Source organism: Streptomyces sp. NPDC057136 (genome assembly GCF_042670885.1).
Classification (GTDB): Bacteria; Actinomycetota; Actinomycetes; order Streptomycetales; family Streptomycetaceae; genus Streptomyces.
This window is the reverse complement of sequence record NZ_JBHUUV010000003.1, coordinates 386,933-412,293: the sequence shown is the minus strand read 5'-3', so window position 1 is coordinate 412,293 and position 25,361 is coordinate 386,933. Positions and strand designations below refer to the sequence as shown.

Here is a 25,361-nt window from a genome sequence, read left to right as displayed (position 1 = left end):
GTGCGACACGCACCGCGGCCCCTCGTCGTTCTGGAGTGCTCAGGCTGTCAGGTGTGCTCAGGCCGCCGCGGCGCAGTTCGGGCAGACACCGCGGTAGGTGACCTCGACGTCCGAGACCATGAAGCCGAAACGCTCGGCGTCCGGCAGGTCCGCGAGCGGATTGCCGGACGGGTGTACGTCCCGGATGGCGCCGCAGCGCGCGCAGACCAAGTGGTGGTGCGGGCGGTGGGCGTTGGGGTCGTACCGCTTGGCCCGGCGGTCGGTGGAGACCTCGATGACCTCGCCGAGCGACACCATCTCGCCCAGCGTGTTGTAGACGGTCGCCCGGGAGATCTCGGGCAGCCTCGCGACAGCCCTCGCGTGGACCTCGTCCGCCGTCAGGTGGACGTGGTCGCCGTCGAGGACCTCGGCCACGACACGCCGCTGCGCCGTCATGCGCCAGCCGCGTCCACGGAGTCGTTCCAGCAGGTCACTCATGGGGCCCAGCCTAACAGTGGAGGGAGCCACATCCCGAATGGGTGTGACTTTGGATGCTCACTTGACTTAGACAATGTCCATTGTAGGATCGAGGCCGGCATACGCCAAGGGACAGGCTGTGCAGGAATCGATGCTGTGCAGGACATGACGCAGGAGGCGCACGTGACGCAGGGACCGCTCACCACGGAGGCCGGCGCGCCGGTCGCCGACAATCAGAACAGCGAGACCGCGGGCGTCGGCGGGCCGGTCCTCGTCCAGGACCAGTCGCTGCTCGAGAAGCTCGCGCACTTCAACCGCGAGCGCATTCCGGAGCGCATCGTGCACGCCCGTGGCGCCGGTGCGTACGGCACCTTCACGCTGACCCGTGACGTATCGCAGTGGACGCGTGCCGCGTTCCTCTCCGAGGTCGGCAAGCAGACCGAGACCTTCCTGCGCTTCTCCACCGTCGCGGGCAACCTCGGCTCCGCCGACGCGGTGCGCGACCCCCGTGGTTTCGCGCTGAAGTTCTATACCGAAGAGGGCAACTACGACCTCGTCGGCAACAACACCCCGGTGTTCTTCATCAAGGACGCCATCAAGTTCCCCGACTTCATCCACACCCAGAAGCGCGACCCGTACACCGGCTCGCAGGAGGCGGACAACGTCTGGGACTTCTGGGGTCTCTCACCCGAGTCGACGCACCAGGTGACCTGGCTCTTCGGTGACCGCGGCATCCCGGCCACGCTGCGCCACATGAACGGGTACGGCTCGCACACGTACCAGTGGAACAACGAGGCCGGCGAGGTGTTCTGGGTCAAGTACCACTTCAAGACCGACCAGGGCATCAAGAACCTGACGCAGGCCGAGGCCAACAAGCTCGCCGGTGAAGACCCGGACTCCCACCAGCGCGACCTGCGCGAGGCCATCGAGCGCGGTGACTTCCCGTCCTGGACGGTGCAGGTCCAGATCATGCCGGCGGCCGACGCGGCCACGTACCGCTTCAACCCGTTCGACCTCACCAAGGTGTGGCCGCACGAGGACTACCCGCCGGTCGAGATCGGGAAGCTGGAGCTCAACCGCAACCCGGAGAACGTCTTCGCGGAGACCGAGCAGTCCATCTTCAGCCCCGCGCACTTCGTGCCGGGCATCGGTCCCTCCCCGGACAAGATGCTCCAGGGCCGTCTGTTCGCTTACGGCGACGCCCACCGCTACCGCGTCGGCATCAACGCGGACCACCTGCCGGTGAACCGTCCGCACGCCACCGAGGCGCGCACCAACAGCCGTGACGGGCATCTGTACGACGGCCGCCACAAGGGCACGAAGAACTACGAGCCGAACAGCTTCGGCGGTCCCTTCCAGACGGACAGGCCGCTGTGGCAGTCCGCCCCGGTCGCCGGCGCCACCGGCAACCATGAGGCCCCGGTGCACGCGGAGGACAACGACTTCGTGCAGGCCGGAAACCTCTACCGGCTGTACGCGGAGGACGAGAAGGCCCGTCTGATCGACAACCTCGCCGGGTTCATCGCCAAGGTCTCGCGCGACGACATCGCCGAGCGTGCGATCAGCAACTTCCGCCAGGCGGACGGCGACTTCGGCAAGCGACTGGAAGCCGCGGTCCAGGCCCTGCGCGGCGAGGGCCTGTCCTAGGGCTTGTCCGGACGCTTGTCGTCGACGGTGGGCCGGATTCCCTTCGGGGGTCCGGCCCACCGTCGTTGAACGGGTTGGGGCTCAGCTCGCCAGCTCCGCCGGGTGGCGCCTCGCCGGGGCCCAGCAGCGGATGATGTCGCGTACCGAGACGACGCCTACAGGACCGTCGTTGTCCAGCACGATCAGATGCCGGAAGCCACCGTGCGTCATGGCTTCCGCAGCCTCTTCGAGGGTCCAGGTGGGGGCGGCGAAAACCACGTCGGTCGTGGTGTGGGTGGACGCGGTCTCCAGGTCGGGGTTCTGGCCCGAGCCGATCGCGTCGAGGATGTCGCGCTCGGTGATGATGCCGAGTCCGCAGGTGTCCGGGTCGTGGACGACGGCTGCTCCGACGCGGCGCGTCGACATCAGCCGGGCCGCTTGGCGCAGGGTGTGGGTCGGGCCGATGGTCAGGACCATCGTGCTCATGGCGTCACGGACGAGCATGAAGGGAGCCACCTCCTTCGTGAGCCGACTCTGTGAGCCGATTCACAAGTTCACAAGTGGGGGGACTCTCAGAGTGGCACCCTTGGGCGGAGTCAACAAGGGGTAGGGGGAAGAGCCGTGAGGCGTGCGAGAGCGCGGCACACGGGCCCCGCGCGCCCCGGCAGGCCGGGGCGCGGAGGCATGCCTCAATGACTAGTAGCGCTGGTTGAGATAGCCGAGCAGCTCGTGGTGGAGCAGTCCGTTGGAGGCCGCCGCGTTGCCGCCACCGGGGCCGGAGACCCCGTCCAGGCTGGTGAACTTCCCGCCCGCCTCCTGGACGATGATCGCGTTCGCGGCCATGTCCCACAGGGAGAGCTCCGGCTCGGCGCAGATGTCCACCGAACCCTCGGCGACCATCATGTACGGCCAGAAGTCCCCGTATCCCCGCGTCCGCCAGCAGGCCCGGGAGAGGTCCATGAAGCCGTCGAGCCGACCCTGTTCCTCCCAGCCGCTCAGCGAGGCGTACGCGAACGAGGAGTCCGCGATCCGCTCCACCTTCGACACCTGGAGCCGGGTCGCGGAGGTCAGGCTGCGGCCGGAGAACGCGCCGGCGCCCTTCGCCGCCCACCAGCGGCGGCTCAGCGCCGGGGCCGACACCACGCCGACCACGGGCTGGAAGCCGTTCTCCCCGGCCTCCATCAGCGAGATCAGCGTCGCCCACACGGGTACACCGCGTACGTAGTTCTTGGTGCCGTCGATCGGGTCGATGACCCAGCGCCGCGGGCCGGTGCCCTCGATCCCGTACTCCTCGCCGAGGATCGCGTCGCGTGGCCGGGCCCGGTGCAGATGGCCGCGGATCAGCTCCTCGGCGTGTTTGTCGGCCTCGCTCACCGGAGTCATGTCCGGCTTGGTCTCGACCTTCAGATCGAGAGCCTTGAACCGGGCCATCGTCGCCGCGTCGGCGGCATCCGCCAGTACATGGGCGAGACGCAGATCATCGTGGTAGTCGGGCATGTCGTCACAGTATCCACAGCCACCCACCAGGGCTACAGGGCCCCGGTGACCCGAACCTTCGCGAGGGCTTGAGAGGGCTCGCGAGGGCTATTGACAGGGTGTGGCGGCGCGTCAACTCTGAATCGCGGGTCCCCGGGTGTGGGAGGCGGCGATGGCCACAGCGCGCGAAGCCCTGCTGGACGCCGCCCTCGCGGCGCTCGCCACCCGGTCCTGGGCCACCGTGCGGATGGTCGATGTCGCGGCGGGTGCGGGCGTCTCCCGGCAGACCCTCTACAACGAGTTCGGCAGCAAGGACGGACTGGCCCGCGCCCTGATCCGGCGTGCCGCCGACGGCTATCTCGTCGGGGTGGAAAGGGCGCTGGACGAGGGGCAGGGGCCGACCGCCCTGGCGCTCTGGACGGTGCGCTGCGCTCGGACGAACGTGCTGGTCAGGGCATTACTGACAGGTTTATGGGGAGAGCGGCTGCCTCGCCCCGTACGGGCTGCGCCGTCCTCGGCGGTGCCGGGGCAGCGCCGGGCCGATGCCGTACTGCCGACTCCGGCCGAGCTGCTCGCCCTGGTCCGGGACCGTGCGGTGGCCGCCCTGGGTGACGGGCAGCCGGCGAGGGATGCCGCGGAACTGGCGGTGACCTGCGAGATGGCCCTCAGGCTCGCGCTCTCGTACGTCGTCGTCCCGCCGGACCGGGCGTACCGGGCGGCCGGAGACATGGCGCCGCTGGTGCGCGAAGCGGTGGCGCGGCACCCCGGCAGTTTCTCGGAGGGATCAGATGTCCTCCGAGAAGCCGGTCAGTGCGAGGAGCCGGAGAGCTGGAGGCCGATCACGCCGACGATCACCAGTGAGATGGAGACCAGTTTGAGCGTGGACACCACGTCGTCGAGGAAGATCATCCCGTAGATCGCGGTACCGGTCGCGCCGATTCCGGTCCACACCGCGTACGCCGGGCCCACATCCAGCTTCCTCAGCGCCAGCGTCAGCAGCCCGAAGCTGCCGAGCGCGAACACACAGAACGCGATGGTCGGCCACAGCCGGGTAAAGCCGTGCGAGAGCTTCAGACACACCGCGAAGCCGGTCTCCAGGAGTCCTGCGACCACGACCAGCAGCCACGCCATCGCCGGTTTCCCTCCCACGTAGTGACTGCTTCGTCTCGCTTGGTGCGATTATGCACTTACCAGTCGTGGGAGCTGGCAAACGTGCGCGAGTCGCGTGAATCCCTCAGTCGCCCTCGCGCCGTTCACGGGTGGCGAGCAGCCGCCGCAGCGAGTCGAGCCGCGCCGGATCGGCGTGACCCTCGGCCACCCAGGCGTCGAGCGCGCATTCCGGTTGCTGATCGTCGTGGGTGCAGCCGCGCGGGCATTTCTCGGTGCCGGGCTCCAGGTCCGGGAAGGCCAGGATGACCCGGGACGGGTCGACGTGGTGCAGTCCGAAGGAGCGCACGCCGGGGGTGTCGATCACCCATCCGCGCGCATCCGGAAGGGGGAGTGCGAGCGCCGACGTGGTGGTGTGCCGGCCGCGGCCCGTGACCGCGTTGACGACACCCGTCGTACGCCGCTTGTCCTTCGGTACCAGGGCGTTGACCAGGGTCGTCTTGCCGACCCCGGAGTGCCCGACGAAGGCGGTGATCCGGTCGTTCAGCTGCTCGCGCACGATCTCGGCCGCATCGCCGCTCTCCAGCTCCTCGCGGCTGGTGACGATGTACGGGACGCCCAGCGGCGTGTACGCGGCGAGCAGTGCGTCCGGCGAGGCCAGGTCCGACTTGGTGAGGACGAGGAGCGGGGTGAGACCGCCGTCGTACGCCGCCACGAGACAGCGGTCGATCATGCGCGGGCGCGGTTCCGGATCGGCGAGGGCGGTGACGATCGCCAGCTGGTCCGCGTTGGCGACGACCACGCGCTCGTACGGATCGTCGTCGTCGGCCGTGCGTCGCAGGACCGAGCGGCGTGCGCCGATCCGGACGATGCGGGCCAGGGTGTCCTTGTCGCCGGAGAGGTCGCCGACGATGGAGACGGTGTCGCCCACCACGGCGGCCTTGCGGCCCAGCTCGCGGGCCTTCATCGCCATCACCGTACGACCGTCCACGAGGCAGGTGAGCCTGCCCCGGTCGACGGTGAGGACCATGCCGTCCTGGGCCTCTTCGTGCTTCGGCCGTGTGTGGGTACGCGGCCGGTTGCCCTTGGGGTTCGGGCGGACGCGGATGTCGTCCTCGTCGGGATTCTTACCGTAGCGGCGCATGTCGTCAGGCCCCGGCCGTTCCGGTGGACGCGAGCATCGCGGTCCACATCTCCGGGAAGTCCGGCAGGGTCTTCGCGGTCGTGCCCACGTTCTCGATCTCCACACCCGGTACGGCGAGGCCGATGATCGAACCGGCCGTGGCCATCCGGTGGTCGTCGTACGTATGGAAGGTGCCGCCGTGCAGCGGGCGCGGCCGGATGTGCAGGCCGTCGGCGGTCTCGGTGACATCGCCGCCGAGCTCGTTGATCTCCTTGGTGAGCGCCGCCAGCCGGTCCGTCTCGTGCAGCCGCAGATGGGCCACGCCGCTCAGTGTGGACGGGGAGTCGGCGAGGGCCGCGACGGCGGCGATGCCCGGCGTCAGCTCGCCGACCTCGCTCAGATCCACGTCGATGCCGTGGATGCGGCCCGAGCCGGTGAAGGTGAGCCCGTGCTCGGTCAGCTCGCAGCTGCCGCCCATCGCGGTGAAGATCTCGCGCAGCGCGTCGCCCGGCTGGGTGGTGCGCAGCGGCCAGTCGGGGACGGTGACCCGGCCGCCGGTGACCAGCGCGGCGGCCAGGAACGGCTGGGCGTTGGAGAGGTCGGGCTCGACGGTCAGATCACGGCCGAGCAGCGCCGAGTGGGCGACGCGCCACACATTGGGCTCGCCCCCCGTCTCCGGCTCGTCGACCTGCGCACCGACGGTCCGCAGCATGTCCACGGTCATCCGGATGTGCGGCATGGAGGGGAGCGTCGAGCCCGTGTGACGTACCTCGACGCCCTGATTGAAGCGGGGGGCCGACAGCAGGAGCGCCGAGATGAACTGGGAGGACGAGGAGGCGTCGATCTCCACCGGACCGCCGTCCAGCGCACCGGCGCCGTGGACGGTCAGCGGCAGTGCGCCGCGTGCCTCGTCGTCGATCCTGGCGCCCAGGGTGCGCAGTGCGTCGATCACGCCGTTCAGGGGACGCTCGTAGGAGCGGGCATCGCCGTCGAAGCGGATGGGGCCGTCGGCGAGGGTCGCGACGGGCGGGAGGAAGCGCATGACCGTTCCGGCATTGCCGACGTCGATCGTGGCCGGTCCGTGGAGTCCGGCCGGGATGACCCGCCAGGCCTCGCCCGAGCCGTCGGGGCCGATGCCCTCCTCGATGCCGACGCCCATCGTGCGCAGCGCCTGGGCCATCAGCAGGGTGTCGCGGGAGCGCAGCGGGCGCCGCAGCCAGCCGGGCTCGGAGGAGAGGGCGGCCAGGACGAGTGCCCGGTTGGTGACCGATTTCGATCCGGGCACGGTGACGGTCGCGTCGACGGCTCCGCTTGCGTGGGGGGCGGGCCAGAGGGCGGGGTGCACGGAACTTTCGGTCATGGCCCTCACTTTAGTGGCTCTCTGCAAACCCGGATCTTGATCAAATAGGTGGAAACCGGGGCGTAACGTGAGAGTGCTAGGGAACGCGAGGGTGGCAGGGGCCGCGCCGCGCGGCACTCTCGGCCGTCACAGGCCGAGCAGCCAGCGCCCGCCGCCGATCAGCGAGCAGAGGGACACCGCGTGGAAGAGGAACAGCCAGAGCGCGGCGGGTGCGTCCGTGAGCCGTGCCAGCTGGTCCGCGTCGGAATCCGGCGCACCGCCGTGCCGCCGCTTGGACTGCAGCTCGAACGCGGGACGGACGCCGCCCAGCAGCAGGAACCAGACAGCGGTGTACGCGAAGACTGACTGCCATGCGGCCGAGGCCAGCCAGGACACCAGCAGGAAGGTCGCTCCGGTGAGGATCACCGTCAGCGCCCCGTACACATTGCGGATCATCACCAGCATGACCGCGAGCAGCGCCGTGGCCAGCCACAGCAGCAGCGTGATCCGGCCGTTGACCAGCAGCCACGCCCCGCCGAGGCCGAGCAGAGGCGGTGCGGTGTACCCCGCGGCGGCCGTGAGGATCATGCCGATGCCGGTCGGCTTGCCGCGGCTCACGGTCAGCCCGCTGGTGTCCGAGTGCAGCCGGATACCGGAGAGCTGGCGCCCGGTGAGGAGAGCGATCAGCCCGTGACCGCCCTCGTGCGCGATGGTGATCGCGTTCCGCGAGAGCCGCCATATGAGATTCGGTACGACGGCGATGAGCGCGGCCGTTGCGGTCACGACCACCAGCCACTGCTCGGGCAGCGGCTGGGTGCCGAAGACGCGATCCCACAGATCGCCCAGATCGGTGCTGTCCATAGGCCGGGCGGCTCCTTGTGTTCGTGACGGGAGGTCGTGGCAGTCTGGCACTTATGTGCGGACGGTATGCAGCGAGTCGGCGGCCCGAGGATCTGACCGGGCTCTTCGGGATCGAGAAGTGGGAGCCGGCCGAGGCCCTGGAGCCCGACTGGAACGTGGCGCCGACCAAAGAGGTCTACGCCGTACTGGAACGTCCTGTGAAGGACGCGGACGATCAACGTCCGGTTCGCCAGCTCCGTACCCTGAAGTGGGGACTCGTGCCCTCCTGGGCGAAGTCGCCGGAGGGCGCCGCCCGCTTGATCAACGCCCGCGCCGAGACGGTGCACGAGAAGCCGTCCTTCCGCCGCCCCTTCACCTCGCGACGCTGCATCCTGCCCGCCGACGGTTACTACGAGTGGGTGACCGGCGTGGAGGAACGCCAACTGGAGGAGAAGGGCAGGAAGAAGCGGCCCCGCAAGCAGCCGTACTTCGTGACGCCCGCCGACGGATCGGTCTTCGCGATGGCCGGACTGTACGAGTTCTGGCGCGACCGGACCCTTCCCGACGACCACCCCCAGGCCTGGTGGGTGACCTGTTCGGTGATCACGACCGAGGCGGAGACGTCCCCGCTCGCCGTCGCCCCCGCCGAGGGGCCCTCCGCGCTCGCCGACATCCACCCCCGGATGCCGCTGATGCTCACCCCGGACCGGTGGGACGCCTGGCTCGATCCCTCGCGCACCGACGTCGAGGAGCTGAAGGGGCTGCTCACCCCGCCGCCCGGCGGGCTTATGCGGGCCTATCCCGTGGCCACGGAGGTCAGCAACGTCCGCAACAACGGGCCGGAGCTGCTGGAGGAGCTGGCGGCGCCGGAGGTGGCGACGCTGTTCTGAGCGGTCCGGCTTGGTTTGATGGCCCCTGTGAGTCGTGCAGAGAAAGTGCAAACGGTCGATACCGACGCCGGGACCGCCCGGATCACCTGGACGCTTCCGCCGAAGGCCCGCCTCGTGCTCGCCCTCAGCCATGGCGCGGGCGGTGGCATCGAGGCCCGCGACCTGAAGGCCCTCGCCGCCGCGCTGCCCGGCGAGGGGGTGGGCGTCGCCCTGGTGGAGCAGCCGTGGCGGGTAGCCGGCAGGAAGCTCGCGCCCGCCCCGAAGACCCTGGACACCGGATGGCGGGGGCTGTGGCCCGCGCTGAGCGCGCCGGGGCTGCCGGTCGTCGCCGGCGGGCGCAGCGCCGGCGCCCGGGTCGCCTGCCGTACGGCGTCCGGGCTCGGCGCCCACGCAGTCCTCGCGCTCAGCTTCCCGCTGCACCCGCCGGGCAGGCCGGAGAAGTCGCGGGCGGACGAGCTCCTCGGCGCGGGCGTACCCACCCTCGTCGTGCAGGGCGGCAACGACCCGTTCGGGCGGCCCGCCGAATTCCCTCCGGGGGAGTACGAGCTCGCCGAGGTGGAGTACGGGGACCACGGCTTCGCCGTACCGAAGCGGTCGGGCCTGAGCGAGGATCAGGTGATGTCCGTCATCACCGGTGCGGTGACCCGGTGGCTGGCCTCTCTGGTGTGACGTACGCCCCGGGAATGATGCGTGGGGGACCGCTGTTGTTCGGGACGTCGGTACAACAACGTCGTTTGTGGAGAGGGAGTCCGTCGCATGGGTTCGACCATCTGCCCGCGCCGCTCGAACACCGCTGACCTGGAGTGGACGGTGCTGCATGCGGCGAAGACCGCTCCCGAGCGGGCACTGAGCGGATCGGATCGACAGCCCGCCTCGAAGCAAGGTCGACTATTCTCCGATTCGAGCGGGTCCGGTTTCGGCTCCGCCACATCGTTGGAGGAGGTGGGTCCGGTCACTGGGACCGACACAGGGACCGACGACGGCCGCGCAGAGGAGACGACTGCCGAGCGCAATGCGCGCTTCGAGCGGGACGCTCTCGGGTTTCTCGACCAGATGTACTCGGCCGCGCTGCGTATGACGCGCAACCCGGCCGATGCCGAGGACCTGGTCCAGGAGACGTATGCCAAGGCGTACGGCTCCTTCCACCAGTTCCGTGAGGGCACGAACCTCAAGGCGTGGATGTACCGCATCCTTACCAACACGTTCATCAACTCGTACCGCAAGAAGCAGCGCGAACCCCAGCGCAGTGCGGCCGAGGAGATCGAGGACTGGCAGCTGGCGCGCGCCGAGTCGCACATGTCGACAGGTCTGCGCTCCGCCGAGTCCCAGGCTCTCGATCATCTGCCGGACTCCGACGTGAAGGCCGCGCTCCAGGCGATCCCCGAAGAGTTCCGCATCGCCGTCTATCTCGCAGATGTAGAGGGCTTTGCCTACAAGGAGATCGCGGACATCATGGGGACTCCCATCGGTACGGTGATGTCCCGACTGCACCGCGGACGCCGGCAACTACGCGGCATGCTGGAGGACTACGCCCGCGAGCGCGGGCTCGTCCCCGCCGGTGCCGGTGAGTCGGACGATCGGAAAGGCTCGGCCTCATGAGCTGCGGAGAGCCGCACGAGACGGATTGCTCAGAGGTTCTCGATCATCTCTACGAGTTCCTCGACCATGAGATGCCCGAGGGCGACTGCACGAAGTTCGAGGTGCACTTCGAGGAGTGCTCCCCGTGCCTGGAGAAGTACGGCCTGGAGCAGGCCGTGAAGAAGCTGGTGAAGCGCTGCTGCGGTCAGGACGACGTCCCGACCGATCTGCGCTCGAAGGTGATGGGCCGGATCGACCTGATCCGCTCGGGACAGGCGGTCCCCGAGCAGGACCTGTCGATGGACAGTGCGGCCATGCCGACATCCGCCGCGGAGTAAGCGCGCACCACCGCCGTATCCGAGGGCACGCCGTTGACCCGGCGTGCCCTCAGGCGTATCACCCGGTCCCCTCGCCCATCACCCGAATGTGCTAATCGGACCCATCGGGGCTCGATCGTCCGCCCAACTCGCTAGCCTGGCGCCTCCATTGACCATGCGGGGGGCGGGCGGTACGGGTGAGGAGCACACCGGGAGCGGCGCGTGTCTGCATTCTGGTCGCGGTGATCTCCGCCCTTCTGTGTTCCCTGCCCGCGTGGGCCCCGGGCGCCGGCACGCCCTGGGGCACCCTCGCCCTTCTCACCGCGCTGTACCTCGTCTGCGAACTTCCCGGCCGCTGCCCCTTCTTCGGCAGCTCCGTGCCGATCAGCACGGGATCGTTCTTTCCGCTGCTGCTCGCCGCCGCGTTCCTGCTGCCCCCGGCCGCCGCCGCGCTGGTGGCGGTCCCAGGCGCGCTCGCCGGCCGGGTGGAGCAGCCGCCCTTCGCCGCCCGCCGCGTCTGGCGGGCCGCGCAGCTCTCGCTCAGCGTGTGGGTCGCCTCGTGCGCCCACACGGTGCTCGGCGGGCCCGGGGCGCTCGGCGGGGGCGGAAGCGGGGCCCTGGGCGTCCCGGACTTTCCGTACGCTCTGCTGCCCGCCTGCGCCGCCGCCCTCGCCTTCAGCCTCGTCCTGACCGCGCTGGACGGCTGCATCCTCGTCACGGCCGAGAGGCAGCCCGCCCGGCACGCCTGGCGGGGGCTGCTGTCCCACTCGCTGGGGCCGCACTTGGTGCACGCGCTCGCCGGGCTGATGATGGCCGTCCTGTGGCGCAGCTCGTACGGCCCCCTGTCGGCGCTCTTCGTGCTGCTGCCGATGTACATCTCCTGCTGGGTCTTCGCCCAGTACCACCGCGAGCACGCCGCGCACCGGGCGACGATCAGGGCGCTGGTGCAGGCCGTCGACATCAAGGACAAGTACACCCGCGGGCACAGCGAGCGGGTGGGCAAGGCCTCGGTCCTGATCGCCCGGGAGCTCGGTATGGAGGAGAGCCGGCTGGAAGCGCTCCGGTTCGCCGGGATCCTGCACGACGTCGGCAAGCTGGGCGTCCCCACCCGGGTCCTGCGCAAGGACGGTCCGCTCACGCCGGAGGAGCGGCGGGTCATCGAACTGCATCCGGAGTACGGACACGAGATCGTCCGGGGCATCGGTTTCCTGGACGAGGCACGGGCGGCGATCCTGCACCATCACGAGCGGCTCGACGGCAGCGGCTATCCGTACGGCCTCAGCGGGCGGCAGATCCCCGAGTTCGCCCGGGTCGTCGCCGTCGCCGATGCGTTCGACGCGATGACCTCCACCCGCTCCTACCGGCGGGGGCGGCCCGTGCCGGCCGCCGTCGCGGAGCTCGAACGGTGTGCGGGCAGCCAGTTCGATCCGCGGATGGTGGGGGCGCTGGCGCGGGGGCTGGCGCGGCACGGGTGGTCGGGCGCGGCCACCGCCGTCACGGCGGACGAGGTGGCGGTGCGGGTGCGGGTGCCGGTGCGGGTGCCGGGGGCTCGGGGGGAGGGCGGGGAGGTGGGTGCCGGGGGCGTCCGGCCGCCGCTTTGTCCCCAATCGCCGGACGGGCTTGATTTGGCTGGTCCTGACGCGCAGGGCGGTGATGGGGCTGTGGGTGGTCCTGAAGCGCCGAGTGGGGTTCGTGGGTCCGTGGAGCGTCCCGGGTGAGGCGGGGGCAGGGGCGGTCGACTACTCACCCCGCCGTCGTGGCCGTTCGTGGGGCCGCGGTCGTGCTCACCGTTACCGCGTTCGCCCACACCCTCTGGTACGGCATCGCCGACCCGGGGCACGCCCTCGCCTTCGCCGCCCTCGTGGTGACCGGGGAGCTGGCGCGCTGGGGCGCCCTGCCGGGTGAGCGGGAGCCGGCACCCCTCGGCGCCGCCGGAGCCCTTGCGTACGCCCTGCTGGGACGCAGCGGTGGGGAATCGACCACGCACGGGGTCTTCCAGGTGGTCGCCGTCGTCGTCGCCGCGCAGCTCCTCGCCGCCGTGCCTCATCTGGCACGCGGCAGCGGGTCCGGCCCCGATCTGGCGGCCCGCCGCATCCTGACCGTCGGGTTCGCCGCCGTGTGCTTCCAGCCGCTCTACAACTCCGGCCAGTCGGTGCGCTGGTTCGGCGAAGGCCCCTACTTCGCGCCCTTCCTGCTTCTGCTGCTCGTCCTCACCGCTCTGTGCGACGCCGTGCTCGCCGCACTCCTGCTGCACGCCCGCACCCGCTATCCGTACGGCCCGCTGCTCCGCGACGAGCTGCGGGCCCTCATCGGCATCGGCTCGGCGATCTGCGCGACCGGCGCGGTCATGGCGATCGGGGTCGCCGTCGCAGGACTGTGGGCGCTGCCCGTCCTGTGCGTACCGCTGCTGCTCACGCAGGTGTCCTACCGCCGGTACGCGGCCGTCCGTACGACTTACCGGCAGACCATCGCCTCCCTGGCCCGCTCCACGGAGATCGCCGGATACACCCCGCACGGGCACGCCCGCCGGGTCGCCGAGCTTTCCACCGCCGTGGGCCGGGAGCTGGGCCTGTCCGGGCGGGAGCTGACCGTCCTGGAGTACGCGGCGCTGATGCACGACATCGGTCAGCTCTCGCTCGTGGACCCGGTGGCCGAGGGGGCCACCGCCACCCTGCCGGCCGCCGATCAGCGCCGGATCGCGCTCCTGGGCGGGGCGGTGGTCCGCCAGACCGGGGTGGACACCGCGGTCGCGGTGGTGGTGGAGCAGCAGGCCGACCCGTACCGGGAACAGCCCCTGACCGCCAGGATCGTCCGGGCGGTCAACGCATACGACGATCTGTGCGGGGAAAGCGCCATCGGGCCGCTCGGTGCGCTGGAACAGCTCAGGCTGGGCACCGGTCACGACTACCAGCCCCAGGTCGTGGAAGCGCTGGCCGGAGTCCTGGCACGGGGCGGTCTGACCCAGGTCCGGCCTGGGTAACCCATGGGTAATGAGCGGGCGTCCGGCCGGGCATGGTTGGATGCGAAAGTAGAGCGGAAAACGAGGGTGTCCAGTCGGGACAGGCGGGAATCGTGAGGATCTTCGGGAAGGTACGGCATCGGCCCTCCGCCTCTTGGCGGCAGGCCACGGACCGCGCGTTCACGCTGATCGGCGACGGCCGGTACGAGGACGCGGGGGCGCTGCTGACACGCGCGGTTGACCTGGAACCCTGGCTCTCCGAGTCCTGGTTCAATCTGGCGCTGCTGCACAAATTCAGGCACGACTGGGAGCAGGCGAGGGCCGCCGGTCTGCGGGCCGTCGCGCTACTGGACCGGGAGTCCGGGGCGCCGGACTGGTGGAACGTCGGGATCGCGGCCACCGCGCTCCAGGACTGGCCGCTGGCACGCCGGGCCTGGCAGGCGTACGGGCTGAAGGTGCCGGGCAACGGGCAGCACAGTGCGGCGGCCACCAGCGAGCCGCTCGGCATGGAGCTGGGCAGCGCGGCGGTACGGCTGTCGCCCGAGGGCGAGTCCGAGGTCGTCTGGGGCCGCAGGCTGGACCCGGCACGGATGGAAGTGCTGTCGATTCCGCTGCCCTCCTCCGGGCGGCGCTGGGGCGAGGTCGTCCTGCACGACGGGGTGCCGCACGGCGAGCGGGTCACCGCCGCCGGGCCCTCGTATCCCGTCTTCGACGAGATCGAGCTGTGGGCGCCCTCTCCGGTACCCACCTGGGTCGTGCTCCTGGAGGCCGCCACCGAGGCGGACCGTGACGCGCTGGAGCAGCTGGCGTCCGACGCCGGGTTCGCCGCCGAGGACTGGTCGTCATCCGTACGGCTGCTCTGCCGGGCCTGCTCGGAGAGCCGGATGGAGAGCGACGAGGGCGACGGCGAGCACCTCGATCCGCACGACCACAGTGAGCCGGGTCACCCGGGTCCGCTGGGCCACCGCACGGCCGGTGATCTCTGGGTGCCGGAGCGTGAATGCGGTCTCGCGGCGCCCGCGGGGCTGGTGCGCGGGCTGCTGGACGGCTGGGTCGCGGACAGCCCGGACAGCCGCGAGTGGCGGGATCTCGAAGAAGTCTGCTGACCAGTGCCCGTAGGCTGTACGGGCACCGAATTCCGGTGCCGGTTTTCCCGAAGTTCACGGGTTTCAGGTTTGCAGGAAGGCTTACGGCGGACATGGCGCAGCAGGAGACGGACGAGCAGATCAGCGTCGACGACGAGGGATTCCTCGTCGACACCGAGGACTGCGAGGCGCGTGAGGCGGCGTACCGCGAGCGCGGTACCTCGCGGCCGATCACGGTCGTGGGCAACCCGGTGCTCCACAAGGAGTGCAAGGACGTCACCGCGTTCGACGCCGAGCTGGGCCGGCTGATCGACGACATGTTCGCCAGCCAGCGGACGGCGGAGGGTGTGGGCCTGGCCGCCAACCAGATCGGCGTGGACCTCAAGGTCTTCGTCTACGACTGCATGGACGACGACGGTGCGCGGCACGTCGGCGCCATCTGCAACCCGGTGCTCGAGGAGCTGCCGCCGGAGGAGCGCGTTCTCGACGACTCCAACGAGGGCTGCCTCTCCGTGCCGACGGCGTACGCCGGGCTGGCCCGCCCCGACTACGCGGTGGTGCGCGGGCAGGACGCGAAGGGCAACCCGGTCAGGGTGCGGGGCAACGGCTACTTCGCGCGCTGCCTCCAGCACGAGACGGACCACCTGTACGGCTACCTGTACATCGACCGGCTCTCGAAGCGGGACCGCAAGGACGCGCTTCGACAGATGGCCGAGGGCACGCCGCGCTACGAGGTCGTCCCCAACGACTGATTCCCCGCGCTCCGTGGACGGGGCCCTGTCACCGCTACGGCCGGTGACAGGGCCCCGTTCCCGTTCCGGAGGCGGTCAACCGCTGTTTCTCCAGGCGTAGTTGACGCGCGTCGACTCGTCCGACAGTCTCACCCCCAACACCTCACCGTGGTAGGGAGCTCCCCATGCTCAGACGTACCGCACATGCCTTGCTCAGCCTTGTCATGGCCATGGCTTTCGCGATCGGCGGAGCCGTACTGGCCGCCGGCCCCGCACAGGCCGACGGCTGCTACACCTGGACCAGGACCCTCTCGCCCGGCGCCACCGGCAACGATGTCACCCAGCTCCAGATCCGCGTGGCCGGATACCCCGGATACAACGCCGTTCTCGCCATCGACGGCTCGTACGGCCCGGCCACCACCGCGGCGGTCAAGCGCTTCCAGTCCGCCTACGGCCTCGCCGCGGACGGCGTCGCCGGCGCCGCCACCCAGTCCAAGCTCTACGCGCTCCAGGACGACGACTGCACCCCGATCCACTTCACGTACCCCGAGCTCAACACCTGCAACAGCACCTGGGCGGGGGGAGCGGTCGCCGCGGGCACCGCCAAGGCCAACGCCCTGAGCTCGATGTGGAAGCTGGAGGCGCTCCGGCACGCGCTCGGTGACGTGTCCATCCGCGTCACCAGCGGCTTCCGGTCCGCCTCCTGCAACTCCGCGGTCGGCGGGGCCTCGAACAGTCGCCATCTGTACGGTGACGCCGTCGACCTCGGATCGGGACCGCACGCCCTGTGCACGCTCGCCCAGCAGGCCCGCTACCACGGCTTCAACGGGATTCTCGGCCCGGGCTACGCCGGTCACGGTGACCACGTCCACGTCAACCAGGGGCCCAGTCACTTCTGGTCGGCGTCGAGCTGCGGAATCTGAGCCGCGTATCGACCGATCGCACAGGAGCCCCGCCCGGGAGGAATCCGGGCGGGGCGTCGTGCGTCCGAGGGGTCAGGCCACCTCGGGCATCGCGGCCGGGCCGCGGAAGGCCCGGCGGTAGGCGTGCGGAGTGGTGTCGAGCGAGCGTACGAACTGGTGGCGGAGCGCCGCCGCGGTGCCGAAGCCGGTCCGGCCCGCGATCGTGTCCATGGTCTCGTCGGAGGTCTCCAGCAAGTGCTGGGCCAGCAGCACCCGTTGACGCAGCAGCCAGCGGTACGGAGTGGTCCCCGTCTCCTGCTGGAAGCGGCGGGCGAAGGTACGCGGCGACATATGGGCCAGACCGGCGAGCTGCTCGACGGTCAGCTCCTGGTCGAGATGGCGCTCCATCCAGGCGAGCGTGTCGCCGACCGTGTCGCACGCGGCCCGGGGCAGCGGGCGCTCGATGTACTGCGCCTGCCCGCCGTCGCGGTGCGGCGGCACGACCATGCGGCGGGCGACGGCGTTGGCGACCTCCTGCCCGTGCGCCTGCCGGACCAGGTGGAGCGAGGCGTCGATGCCCGCGGCCGTGCCCGCCGAGCTGATGACGGGGCCGTCGTCCACGTACAGCACATCGGGCTCGACAATGGCCAGGGGGAATTGGCGGGCCAGCTCGGCCGCATGGCGCCAGTGGGTGGTGCAGCGGCGCCCGTCCAGCAGCCCGGCCGCGCCGAGCACGTACGCGCCGGAGCAGACGCTCAGCACCCGGGCGCCGCGGTCCACGCCCCGGCGCAGGGCGTCCAGGGCCTCCTCGGGATACGTCCGGTTCGCGAAGTGGCTGCCCGCGGGGACGGCGATGAGGTCGGCCTCGTCGAGCCGGTCGAGACCGTACGGGGTGCTGATGGTGAATCCGGCGTGGGTCCGCAGGACCGGTCCCTCGGCCGAGACCACCGCGAAGTCGTGGACGGGCAGGCCTTCTTCGCTGCGGTCGAGCCCGAAGACCTCGCACAGCACGCCGAGTTCGAAGGGGTGCACCTCGTCGAGCAGCAGAACGGCGACGTTGTTCAGCTTTGACATGACGACAGTGTGGCAGTAATTCGATGCTGTGTGACAGTCCTGCCACTGCCGGATTCTGTCCGGACGGACGACAGTAGAGGCATGAACACATTCGTGAACTACGCAGGCATAGCCGCTCTTTTCGCCCTCGTCCTGCTGCCCGCGCTGGTCGGCCTCGCCCGTGAACGGCGCATCGACCGCGCACTGCGAGCAGCCGAACGGAGTCAGGGAGCCGAACCCCCGCACGCCGAAGGCGCCGCACGGCCGGTCACGGCCACGCGGCGCCCCTCCATCGGCTCGTGGGCCAGGGTCTAGGGTCTTTCGTTTGGATCAGACCCCGCGAGCCCGGCCTGATCCAAACGAGAGGCCCTAAAAGTCGTCGTCGAACCCGACCGAGCCCTCCACGGCCACCTGGTACGCGGACGGCCGGCGCTCGAAGAAGTTCGTCAGTTCCTGGACGCCCTGGAGCTCCATGAACGAGAACGGGTTCTCGGAGCCGTACAGCGGGGCGAAGCCGAGGCGGGTGAGCCGCTGGTCGGCCACACACTCCAGGTACTGGCGCATCGACTCGGTGTTCATCCCGGGCAGGCCCTCGCCGCACAGGTCGCGGCCGAACTGCAGCTCCGCCTCGACGGCCTCCTTCAGCATGTCGGTGACCTGCTGCTGGAGCTCGTCGTCGAAGAGTTCCGGCTCCTCCTTGCGGACGGTGTCCACGACCTCGAACGCGAAGTTCATGTGCATGGTCTCGTCGCGGAAGACCCAGTTGGTCCCGGTGGCGAGGCCGTGCAGCAGCCCGCGGGAGCGGAACCAGTACACGTACGCGAAGGCGCCGTAGAAGAACAGCCCCTCGATGCACGCCGCGAAGCAGATCAGATTCAGCAGGAAGCGGCGGCGGTCGGCCTTCGTCTCCAGCCGGTCGAGCTTCTCGACCTCGTTGATCCACTTGAAGCAGAACTGCGCCTTCTCCCGGATCGAGGGAATCTCCTCGACCGCGTCGAACGCCGCCGAGCGGTCGTCCGGGTCGGGCAGATAGGTGTCGAGCAGCGTCAGATAGAACTGGACGTGCACGGCCTCCTCGAAGAGCTGCCGGGACAGATACAGCCGCGCCTCGGGCGAGTTGATGTGCTTGTACAGCGTCAGTACGAGGTTGTTGGAGACGATCGAGTCACCCGTCGCGAAGAACGCGACGAGCCGGCCGATCATGTGCTGCTCGCCGGGCGACAGCTTGGCGAGATCGGCCACGTCGGAGTGGAGGTCGACCTCCTCCACCGTCCAGGTGTTCTTGATCGCGTCGCGGTAGCGCTCGTAGAAGTCCGGGTAGCGCATGGGCCGCAGGGTCAGTTCGAAGCCCGGGTCGAGCAGGTTCTTGGTCTCGTTGGAGCTCATTACTGGCAGGCCTCGCAGGACTCGGGGTTTTCGAGGGAGCAGGCGATCGCGTCCGCGTCGGGGGCGGCCGCCTGTACGGGGACCGGGGCGGCGGACGCCGCGCGGGCGATCCGGGTCGCCGGGCGCGAGCGCAGGTAGTACGTCGTCTTCAGCCCCTGCTTCCAGGCGTACGCGTACATCGAGGAGAGCTTGCCGATCGTCGGCGTCTCCAGGAACAGGTTCAGCGACTGGCTCTGGTCGAGGAACGGCGTACGGGCCGCCGCCATGTCGATCAGTCCGCGCTGCGGGATCTCCCACGCCGTGCGGTACAGCGCCCGCACGTCCTCGGGAATCCAGGCGAAGCCCTGCACGGAACCGCTCGCCTCGCGCAGCGCCTCCCGGGTCCGCGCGTCCCACACGCCGAGCTTCTTCAGCTCGTCGACCAGGTAGGCGTTGACCTGGAGGAATTCACCGCTGAGGGTCTCGCGCTTGAAGAGATTGGAGACCTGCGGCTCGATGCACTCGTACACCCCGGCGATCGAGGCGATCGTGGCCGTCGGCGCGATGGCGAGCAGGAGCGAGTTACGCATACCGGTCTTCGCGATCCGGGCGCGCAGGACGTCCCAGCGCTCCGGCCAGTTCAGCTCGGTGGCGTAGTGGTCGGGGTGCAGCACACCGCGGGCGGTGCGCGTCTGCGACCAGGCGGGGAGGGGCCCGGAGCGCTCGGCGAGATCGCAGGACGCCTCGTACGCGGCGAGCATGATCCGCTCGGAGATCTTCGTGGACAGCGCCCGCGCCTCGGGGGAGTCGAACGGCAGCCGCAGCTGGAAGAAGACGTCCTGGAGGCCCATCGCGCCCAGACCGACGGGACGCCACCTGGCGTTGGACCGGCCGGCCTGCTCGGTCGGGTAGAAGTTGATGTCGACGACCCGGTCGAGGAAGGTCACCGCGGTACGGACCGTGGAGTCCAGGCGCTCCCAGTCGATGTCCCCGTCGGCCACGAACGCGCCGAGGTTGACCGAACCGAGGTTGCAGACGGCCGTCTCGCCGTCGTCCGTGACCTCGAGGATCTCGGTGCACAGATTCGACGAGTGGACCACGCGGCCCGGCTCGGCGGTCTGGTTGGCCGTGCGGTTGGAGGCGTCCTTGAACGTCATCCAGCCCTGACCGGTCTGCGCGAGCGTACGCATCATCCGGCCGTACAGGTCCCGGGCCGGCATCGTCTTGCGGGCCAGCCCCGCCGCCTCCGCGGCGCGGTACGCCGCGTCGAAGTCGTCGCCCCACAGGTCCACCAGCTCGGGCACGTCGGCCGGCGAGAACAGCGACCACTGGCCGTCCGCGTCGACCCGGCGCATGAACTCGTCCGGAATCCAGTGCGCCAGGTTGAGGTTGTGCGTACGCCGCTGGTCCTCGCCCGTGTTGTCGCGCAGCTCCAGGAACTCCTCGATGTCGGCGTGCCAGGTCTCCAGGTAGACGGCGGCGGCGCCCTTGCGGCGGCCACCCTGGTTGACCGCGGCGACCGAGGCGTCCAGCGTCTTGAGGAACGGCACGATGCCGTTGGAGTGCCCGTTGGTGCCGCGGATCAGTGAACCGCGGGCGCGGATACGGGAGTACGAGAGGCCGATGCCGCCCGCGTGCTTGGAGAGCCGGGCCACCTGGTGGTAGCGGTCGTAGATCGAGTCGAGCTCGTCGAGCGGCGAGTCCAGCAGATAGCAGGAGGACATCTGCGGGTGCCGCGTGCCCGAGTTGAAGAGCGTGGGGGAGGAGGGGAGATAGTCGAGCCGGCTCATCAGGCCGTACAGCGCGGCGACCTCGTCCAGCGCCTCCACGGAGTCGTCCTCGGCGAGACCGGCCGCGACGCGCAGCATGAAGTGCTGCGGGGTCTCGATCACCTCACGGGTCAGCGGGTGGCGCAGCAGGTAGCGGCTGTAGAGGGTCCGCAGTCCGAAGTAGCCGAACCGGTCGTCGGCGCCGCCCACGAGCGAGGCGCCGACCAGGGCGTCGAGCCGGGAGGCGTGGACGCGGACGAACTGGGCGGTGCGGTCCGCGATCAGACCCTCGCGGTGTCCGACGGCGACCGAGGCGGAGAAGGAGACCGCGCCCTGGCCGGCCGCCTCGTCCGCGATCGTGCGGGTGAGGAGGCGGGCGGCGAGCCGGGAGTAGGCGGGGTCCTCGGAGATCAGGCCCGCGGCGGCCTCGGTGGCCAGCGAGCGCAGCTCGGCCTCGTCCGACCGGGCGTTGCGGCCGCGCAGTGCGGCGGCGGCGACGCGTCCGGGGTCGGTGTCGGGCAGATCCGCCGTGAGGTCGGTGAGGGTCCGCAGAAGTACGGTCCCGGGTGCGTCCGTGGACGTGGCGGTTCCGGTGTTCCCGGCGGACTCTGCTGCTGAAACCGGATCGGCTGGCGCGATGGTCACCGCGTTGCTCTCCCTCGCTCGGCTCGGGGCCGGCGGGGAGCGGGGGCAGCCGGGCAGCGTGGGGCCCGGAGGCGGCAGCACTGCGTGCGGCGTCCACCGGCCCATCCGCGAGGCCCGGACGTCTCTGCGCCCGGTTCGGTCGAGCCGGGCGCGCTGTCGACAGGTCTTCGGACTTCGAATGCGCAAAAGCACACCGATCACACCGTTGCGGGACAGTTCCGGATTCGCACCGGATTCCCCTGCGGCGACAGCGAGCATGAGCATACATGTGGGGGCTGCCCGTCGAGGCAGCCCCCACATCTTGTGTCGTGCTGTCGATGTGGTGTCGGGTGCTGTCACAGTGCCAGCCGGTAGGTCAGCAGCAGTCCGAACCCCGGCACGGGCTCCCAGTCGCGCTCCGGAGTCCGTACGAAGCCGAGGCGCCGGTAGATCCTTTGGGCGCCCAGCATGACGTCCTGCGTCGACAGGACGAGGCCGGTGACGCCGTCCGTGCCGCGCGCCCGCTCGATGCACGCCCGCACCAGGGCCTCGCCCGCTCCGCGCCCGCGAGCCTCGCCCGCGACGGCCAGCATCCGGAATTCCGCCTCGCCCGCCCCGGCGATGTCCGCCCAGGGGTTCCCGGGCGGGGTGTAGGTGACCACCGACTACGGCGCCGTCACCGGTGACCGCGACCAGCACCTAGGGCCTCTCGTTTGGGTCATGCCGGGCTCGCGGCCTGATCCAAGCGAAAGGCCCTATGCCTCCGCGGCCCGCCGGTCCACGTCCTGGAGCTTGGCCAGGTACGGGTCTTCGGTACCGAGGACCAGCAGGCCGTCGCCGAGATACGCCTGGGCCGTGATCGCGCCCAGGGTCGCGTGCTCCTCGGGGCTGATGAGCCTGATGGAAATGTCCATGCGGGGGAGTGTGTACCAGCACCGGCCGGTGAAGGTACCGGATTGCGACGGGCCGCCGCGCCTCCGTTGGCGGAGTCGCGACGGCCCGTACACAGCGTTCGGTCCGGGGGTCAGTGACCGCCCGGCGCACCCACCGTGGCGGCAGGCAGTTCCGTCTTGACGCCCGGGTCGCCCGCGTCCGCCGTGTAGTCGGACGGGGAGGTCTCGTCGATCCCGGCCGGCGCCTTCAGCGCGTTGAGGACGAACGTCAGCACGACCACGACCACCACGTTGAGGATGAACGCGGTGAGACCGATGTAGCCGATCTCGCCGATGCCGGGGATCTCCTTCGAGGAGCCGCCGAAGTGCTTCTGGGTCGGGCTGGCCACGCCGTACGCGGCGACCGTCCCGTACACCATGCCGACCGCCCAGCCCGCGATCAGGGCCCAGCGGTGGAACCACCGGGTGAACAGACCGCCGACCAGCGCGGGCATGGTCTGGAGTATCCAGATCCCGCCGAGCAGCTGGAAGTTGATCGCGACCGTCTTGTCCATGGTGAGGACGAAGGCGAGCGCGCCGACCTTCACCAGGAGCGAGACCAGCTTGGAGACCTTGGTCTCCTGCGCCGGGGTCGCGTCGGGCTTCAGGAAGTCCTTGTAGATGTTGCGTGTGAAGAGATTCGCCGCGGCGATCGACATGATGGCCGCCGGAACCAGCGCGCCGATGCCGATCGCGGCGAAGGCGACGCCGGCGAACCAGTCGGGGAACATGTTCTCGAACAGCTGAGGGATCGCCAGCTGCCCGTTGTCCACCTTGACTCCGGCCGCGATCGCCATGAAGCCGAGCAGCGCCAGCAGGCCCAGCATCAGCGAGTAGAGCGGCAGGATCGTGGTGTTGCGGCGGATCACGTCACGGCTGCGGCTGGAGAGCGTCGCCGTGATCGAGTGCGGATACATGAAGAGCGCGAGCGCCGAACCCAGCGCCAGGGTGGCGTAACCCCACTGGCCCATCTCGCCCGGGACGAGCGCGCCACGAGGTTTGCCGGTGGCCTCGTTGGTCTGCGAGAACGCCTCGCTCGCCTTGGCGAAGATGTCGTCGAAGCCGCCCAGCTTGATCGGGATGTAGATGATCGCCACGGCGATGACCAGGTAGATCAGCCCGTCCTTGACGAACGCGATCAGCGCGGGCGCCCGCAGGCCCGAGGAGTAGGTGTACGCGGCGAGCACCGCGAACGCGATCAGCAGCGGCAGGTCCCTGATGAACCAGTGCGTGGTCTCGCCACCGCCGACGCCCATCACGTCCAGCACCGCCTGGATGCCGACGAGCTGGAGCGCGATGTACGGCATCGTGGCGAGGATGCCGGTGACGGCGACCGCCAGCGAGAGCCCCTTCGAGCCGAAGCGGCCCCGGACGAAGTCCGAGGTGGTGACGTACCCGTGCTTGTGCGACACCGACCACAGACGCGGCAGGAAGGTGAAGATCAGCGGGTAGACGAGGATCGTGTAGGGGACGGCGAAGAAGCCGGCCGCGCCCGCCGCGTAGATCGCCGCGGGTACGGCGACGAACGTGTACGCCGTGTAGAGGTCGCCGCCCAGCAGGAACCAGGTGACCCAGGTGCCGAACGACCGTCCGCCCAGGCCCCATTCGTCCAGGCTGTTCTCGTTCTCGGCCTTCCGCCAGCGGGCGGCCATGAAGCCGACGACCGTGACGGCCACGAAGAAGAAGATGAATACGGCGAGTGCTACGCCGTTCACGCCGTCCTTCATGCTGACGCACCTTCCTTGCGGGCGCGCTGGTCACGCTGCCACAGCGTGTACGCGACCATCGTCAGCGCGGTCGAGATGAAGACCCAGAGCATCTGGTACCAGTAGAAGAACGGGATACCGATAAAGGTCGGATCGACCTTCGCGTACGAGCTCACCCAGAGCATCGCCACGAACGGTGCGACGAGACAGAGGGCGATAACCACCCGCACGGGTGTGATCGTTGGTCGTTTTTTGGCGGTGTCTTCGGGCATGTGGTGCTCCGTCCCCTCACTGGTCACCTGGTGTAACGCGCACGAAATCTAGGCGAGGGGTCCGTCCAGCGTCACCCCCTGTCCGCATTGCGGTAGTGCAACGGTGATGTCTCGGTGACACTCACGGCGGACGGCGGGGTCTGGTTCACGCCAATTTCGAGTCGTGCGGGGTGAGGCGGGGTGAGGCGGGGTGAGGCGGGGTGAGGCGGGGTGAGGCGGGGCGAGGCGAGGCAGCGAACGGCCCCCGTGGGGATGGAGATTCCACGGGGGCCGTTCGTGTGCGGTCCGACAGGTGATGCGGCAGGACTCAGTCGGTCGGCCGCTTCAGGCGGGCCACGAACTTGTAGCGGTCGCCGCGGTACACCGAGCGCACCCACTCCACCGGTTCACCGTCTCCGTCGATCGAGTGCCGGGACAGCATCAGCATCGGCAGGCCGACGTCCGTACCCAGCAGTCCGGCCTCGCGCGGGGTGGCGAGCGAGGTCTCGATCGTCTCCTCGGCCTCGGCCAGCCTCACGTCGTACACCTCGGCCAGCGCGGTGTAGAGCGAGGTGTACTTCACCAGTGAACGGCGCAGCGCGGGAAAGCGTTTGGCCGAAAGGTGGGTGGTCTCGATCGCCATCGGCTCACCGCTGGCGAGGCGCAGCCGCTCGATCCGCAGCACCCGGCCGCCCGTGGTGATGTCGAGCAGGCCGGCGAGCGCGTCGTCGGCCGTGATGTACCCGATGTCCAGCAGCTGGGACGTGGGTTCCAGCCCCTGGGCGCGCATGTCCTCGGTGTACGAGGTCAGCTGGAGCGCCTGGGAGACCTTCGGCTTGGCGACGAAGGTTCCCTTGCCCTGAATGCGCTCCAACCGGCCCTCGACGACCAGCTCCTGGAGCGCCTGACGCACCGTGGTGCGCGAGGTGTCGAACTCGGCGGCCAGGGTCCGTTCGGGCGGCACCGGGGTGCCGGGCGGCAGGGTCTCGGTCATGTCGAGCAGATGGCGCTTGAGCCGGTAGTACTTCGGTACGCGTGCCGTACGCGTACCGACACCGGTCTCGTTCTCCGTACTGCCCCCGTCGGCATCCATGGCCCGCCTTCCCGACTGCTGCGTTGCTGCCGTCACCGGCTCCTCCGTCTATCGCGGCTCACATGGTGGCACGGTCCGGTCACGGGTCGTCGCCCTCTCCTAGGTGTCGGTCCGATAACGGACGCGAGTGCACTTCTTA

At 69.9% G+C, this 25,361-nt stretch carries 24 protein-coding genes, 2 pseudogenes and 1 riboswitch; of the genes and pseudogenes, 12 read left to right on the top strand and 14 right to left on the bottom strand.

From position 1 onward, the window contains the following. Positions 1-57: 57 nt before the first annotated feature. Positions 58-477 (bottom strand): Fur family transcriptional regulator, encoded by a 420-nt coding sequence (locus ACFT7S_RS06235; RefSeq protein WP_382727655.1) that lies wholly within the window; start codon positions 475-477, stop codon positions 58-60. 144 nt (positions 478-621) lie between these two features. On the opposite strand from ACFT7S_RS06235, the gene ACFT7S_RS06230 reads away from it, so the two are divergent. Next, complete coding sequence (locus ACFT7S_RS06230) at positions 622-2,103, top strand: catalase (protein ID WP_382727704.1); 1,482 nt, start codon at positions 622-624, stop codon at positions 2,101-2,103. An 81-nt stretch (positions 2,104-2,184) separates the two neighbouring features. On the opposite strand, the gene ACFT7S_RS06225 is transcribed toward ACFT7S_RS06230, so the two are convergent. After that, positions 2,185-2,586, bottom strand: a complete 402-nt coding sequence (locus tag ACFT7S_RS06225) for a cyclic nucleotide-binding/CBS domain-containing protein (protein WP_382727652.1) — start codon at positions 2,584-2,586, stop codon at positions 2,185-2,187. Positions 2,587-2,778: 192 nt separating this feature from the next. Continuing rightward, positions 2,779-3,579 carry a histidinol-phosphatase gene (hisN, locus tag ACFT7S_RS06220; protein WP_382727650.1) on the bottom strand — a complete coding sequence of 267 codons (801 nt, stop codon included), beginning with the start codon at positions 3,577-3,579 and terminating at the stop codon, positions 2,779-2,781. A 151-nt stretch (positions 3,580-3,730) separates the two neighbouring features. Between hisN and ACFT7S_RS06215 the strand changes: the two are divergent. Further along, positions 3,731-4,324, top strand: a pseudogene (locus ACFT7S_RS06215) (TetR/AcrR family transcriptional regulator); the annotation flags it as partial. Between the two features lie 41 nt (positions 4,325-4,365). Here the strand turns inward: ACFT7S_RS06215 and ACFT7S_RS06210 are convergent. The 4 genes from ACFT7S_RS06210 to ACFT7S_RS06195 form a co-directional block, all read right to left on the bottom strand. Then, positions 4,366-4,689: a DMT family transporter gene (locus tag ACFT7S_RS06210; protein WP_382727702.1), complete on the bottom strand. Its 324-nt coding sequence runs from the start codon at positions 4,687-4,689 to the stop codon at positions 4,366-4,368. Between the two features lie 103 nt (positions 4,690-4,792). Next, a complete protein-coding gene (gene rsgA, locus ACFT7S_RS06205; RefSeq protein ID WP_382727647.1) occupies positions 4,793-5,809 on the bottom strand; it encodes a ribosome small subunit-dependent GTPase A in 1,017 nt (338 codons plus the stop codon). 4 nt (positions 5,810-5,813) lie between these two features. After that, positions 5,814-7,148 (bottom strand): 3-phosphoshikimate 1-carboxyvinyltransferase, encoded by a 1,335-nt coding sequence (aroA, locus tag ACFT7S_RS06200; RefSeq protein ID WP_382727645.1) that lies wholly within the window; start codon positions 7,146-7,148, stop codon positions 5,814-5,816. Between the two features lie 126 nt (positions 7,149-7,274). Beyond that, entirely contained in the window at positions 7,275-7,988 is a 714-nt protein-coding gene (locus ACFT7S_RS06195; RefSeq protein ID WP_382727642.1) for a M50 family metallopeptidase, read from the bottom strand. Between the two features lie 53 nt (positions 7,989-8,041). Between ACFT7S_RS06195 and ACFT7S_RS06190 the strand changes: the two genes are divergently transcribed. The 9 genes from ACFT7S_RS06190 to ACFT7S_RS06150 all read left to right on the top strand — a co-directional run bounded on the left by ACFT7S_RS06190 (position 8,042) and on the right by ACFT7S_RS06150 (position 16,450). Next, positions 8,042-8,857 carry an SOS response-associated peptidase gene (locus ACFT7S_RS06190; RefSeq protein ID WP_382727640.1) on the top strand — a complete coding sequence of 272 codons (816 nt, stop codon included), beginning with the start codon at positions 8,042-8,044 and terminating at the stop codon, positions 8,855-8,857. An 18-nt stretch (positions 8,858-8,875) separates the two neighbouring features. Next, on the top strand, positions 8,876-9,526 hold the full coding sequence (locus ACFT7S_RS06185) for an alpha/beta family hydrolase (protein ID WP_382727638.1): 651 nt from the start codon (positions 8,876-8,878) through the stop codon (positions 9,524-9,526). A 273-nt stretch (positions 9,527-9,799) separates the two neighbouring features. Continuing rightward, complete coding sequence (locus ACFT7S_RS06180; protein WP_195826154.1) at positions 9,800-10,456, top strand: sigma-70 family RNA polymerase sigma factor; 657 nt, start codon at positions 9,800-9,802, stop codon at positions 10,454-10,456. Next, complete coding sequence (gene rsrA / locus ACFT7S_RS06175) at positions 10,453-10,773, top strand: mycothiol system anti-sigma-R factor (protein ID WP_382727635.1); 321 nt, start codon at positions 10,453-10,455, stop codon at positions 10,771-10,773. Before ACFT7S_RS06180 ends, rsrA begins: the two co-directional genes overlap by 4 nt. 176 nt (positions 10,774-10,949) lie before the next feature. Next, entirely contained in the window at positions 10,950-12,470 is a 1,521-nt protein-coding gene (locus ACFT7S_RS06170) for an HD-GYP domain-containing protein (protein ID WP_382727633.1), read from the top strand. A 38-nt stretch (positions 12,471-12,508) separates the two neighbouring features. Further along, the gene (locus tag ACFT7S_RS06165) at positions 12,509-13,732 is read left to right on the top strand and encodes an HD-GYP domain-containing protein (RefSeq protein ID WP_382727631.1); all 1,224 of its coding nucleotides are present in this window, start codon (positions 12,509-12,511) and stop codon (positions 13,730-13,732) included. A 92-nt stretch (positions 13,733-13,824) separates the two neighbouring features. Next, the gene (locus ACFT7S_RS06160; RefSeq protein WP_382727628.1) at positions 13,825-14,817 is read left to right on the top strand and encodes a tetratricopeptide repeat protein; all 993 of its coding nucleotides are present in this window, start codon (positions 13,825-13,827) and stop codon (positions 14,815-14,817) included. Positions 14,818-14,909: 92 nt separating this feature from the next. Next, the gene (def, locus tag ACFT7S_RS06155; protein ID WP_382727626.1) at positions 14,910-15,548 is read left to right on the top strand and encodes a peptide deformylase; all 639 of its coding nucleotides are present in this window, start codon (positions 14,910-14,912) and stop codon (positions 15,546-15,548) included. Between the two features lie 164 nt (positions 15,549-15,712). Continuing rightward, a complete protein-coding gene (locus ACFT7S_RS06150; protein WP_382727623.1) occupies positions 15,713-16,450 on the top strand; it encodes a D-Ala-D-Ala carboxypeptidase family metallohydrolase in 738 nt (245 codons plus the stop codon). Between the two features lie 72 nt (positions 16,451-16,522). Here the strand turns inward: ACFT7S_RS06150 and ACFT7S_RS06145 are convergent, their stop codons facing one another. Beyond that, on the bottom strand, positions 16,523-17,503 hold the full coding sequence (locus tag ACFT7S_RS06145) for a GlxA family transcriptional regulator (protein ID WP_382727620.1): 981 nt from the start codon (positions 17,501-17,503) through the stop codon (positions 16,523-16,525). Between the two features lie 81 nt (positions 17,504-17,584). Here ACFT7S_RS06145 and ACFT7S_RS06140 point away from each other — a divergent pair, with 81 nt between their 5' ends. Beyond that, on the top strand, positions 17,585-17,797 hold the full coding sequence (locus ACFT7S_RS06140; RefSeq protein WP_382727618.1) for a hypothetical protein: 213 nt from the start codon (positions 17,585-17,587) through the stop codon (positions 17,795-17,797). 54 nt (positions 17,798-17,851) lie between these two features. On the opposite strand, the gene ACFT7S_RS06135 is transcribed toward ACFT7S_RS06140, so the two are convergent. The 6 genes and pseudogenes from ACFT7S_RS06135 to ACFT7S_RS06110 all read right to left on the bottom strand — a co-directional run bounded on the left by ACFT7S_RS06135 (position 17,852) and on the right by ACFT7S_RS06110 (position 25,222). Next, positions 17,852-18,868 carry a ribonucleotide-diphosphate reductase subunit beta gene (locus ACFT7S_RS06135; RefSeq protein WP_382727615.1) on the bottom strand — a complete coding sequence of 339 codons (1,017 nt, stop codon included), beginning with the start codon at positions 18,866-18,868 and terminating at the stop codon, positions 17,852-17,854. Next, positions 18,868-21,261 carry a ribonucleoside-diphosphate reductase subunit alpha gene (locus tag ACFT7S_RS06130; RefSeq protein ID WP_382727612.1) on the bottom strand — a complete coding sequence of 798 codons (2,394 nt, stop codon included), beginning with the start codon at positions 21,259-21,261 and terminating at the stop codon, positions 18,868-18,870. The genes ACFT7S_RS06135 and ACFT7S_RS06130 overlap by 1 nt, the downstream gene beginning before the upstream one ends. A gap of 162 nt (positions 21,262-21,423) precedes the next feature. Further along, positions 21,424-21,500: riboswitch (cobalamin riboswitch) on the bottom strand. Positions 21,501-21,596: 96 nt separating this feature from the next. Continuing rightward, positions 21,597-22,154 (bottom strand): annotated as a pseudogene (locus ACFT7S_RS06125) (GNAT family N-acetyltransferase). A gap of 110 nt (positions 22,155-22,264) precedes the next feature. Further along, the gene (gene mctP, locus ACFT7S_RS06120; RefSeq protein WP_382727609.1) at positions 22,265-23,899 is read right to left on the bottom strand and encodes a monocarboxylate uptake permease MctP; all 1,635 of its coding nucleotides are present in this window, start codon (positions 23,897-23,899) and stop codon (positions 22,265-22,267) included. Then, complete coding sequence (locus tag ACFT7S_RS06115; protein WP_382727607.1) at positions 23,896-24,150, bottom strand: DUF3311 domain-containing protein; 255 nt, start codon at positions 24,148-24,150, stop codon at positions 23,896-23,898. The genes mctP and ACFT7S_RS06115 overlap by 4 nt, the downstream gene beginning before the upstream one ends. Positions 24,151-24,457: 307 nt before the next feature. After that, on the bottom strand, positions 24,458-25,222 hold the full coding sequence (locus tag ACFT7S_RS06110) for a GntR family transcriptional regulator (RefSeq protein ID WP_382727699.1): 765 nt from the start codon (positions 25,220-25,222) through the stop codon (positions 24,458-24,460). Between the last annotated feature and the right edge of the window lie 139 nt (positions 25,223-25,361).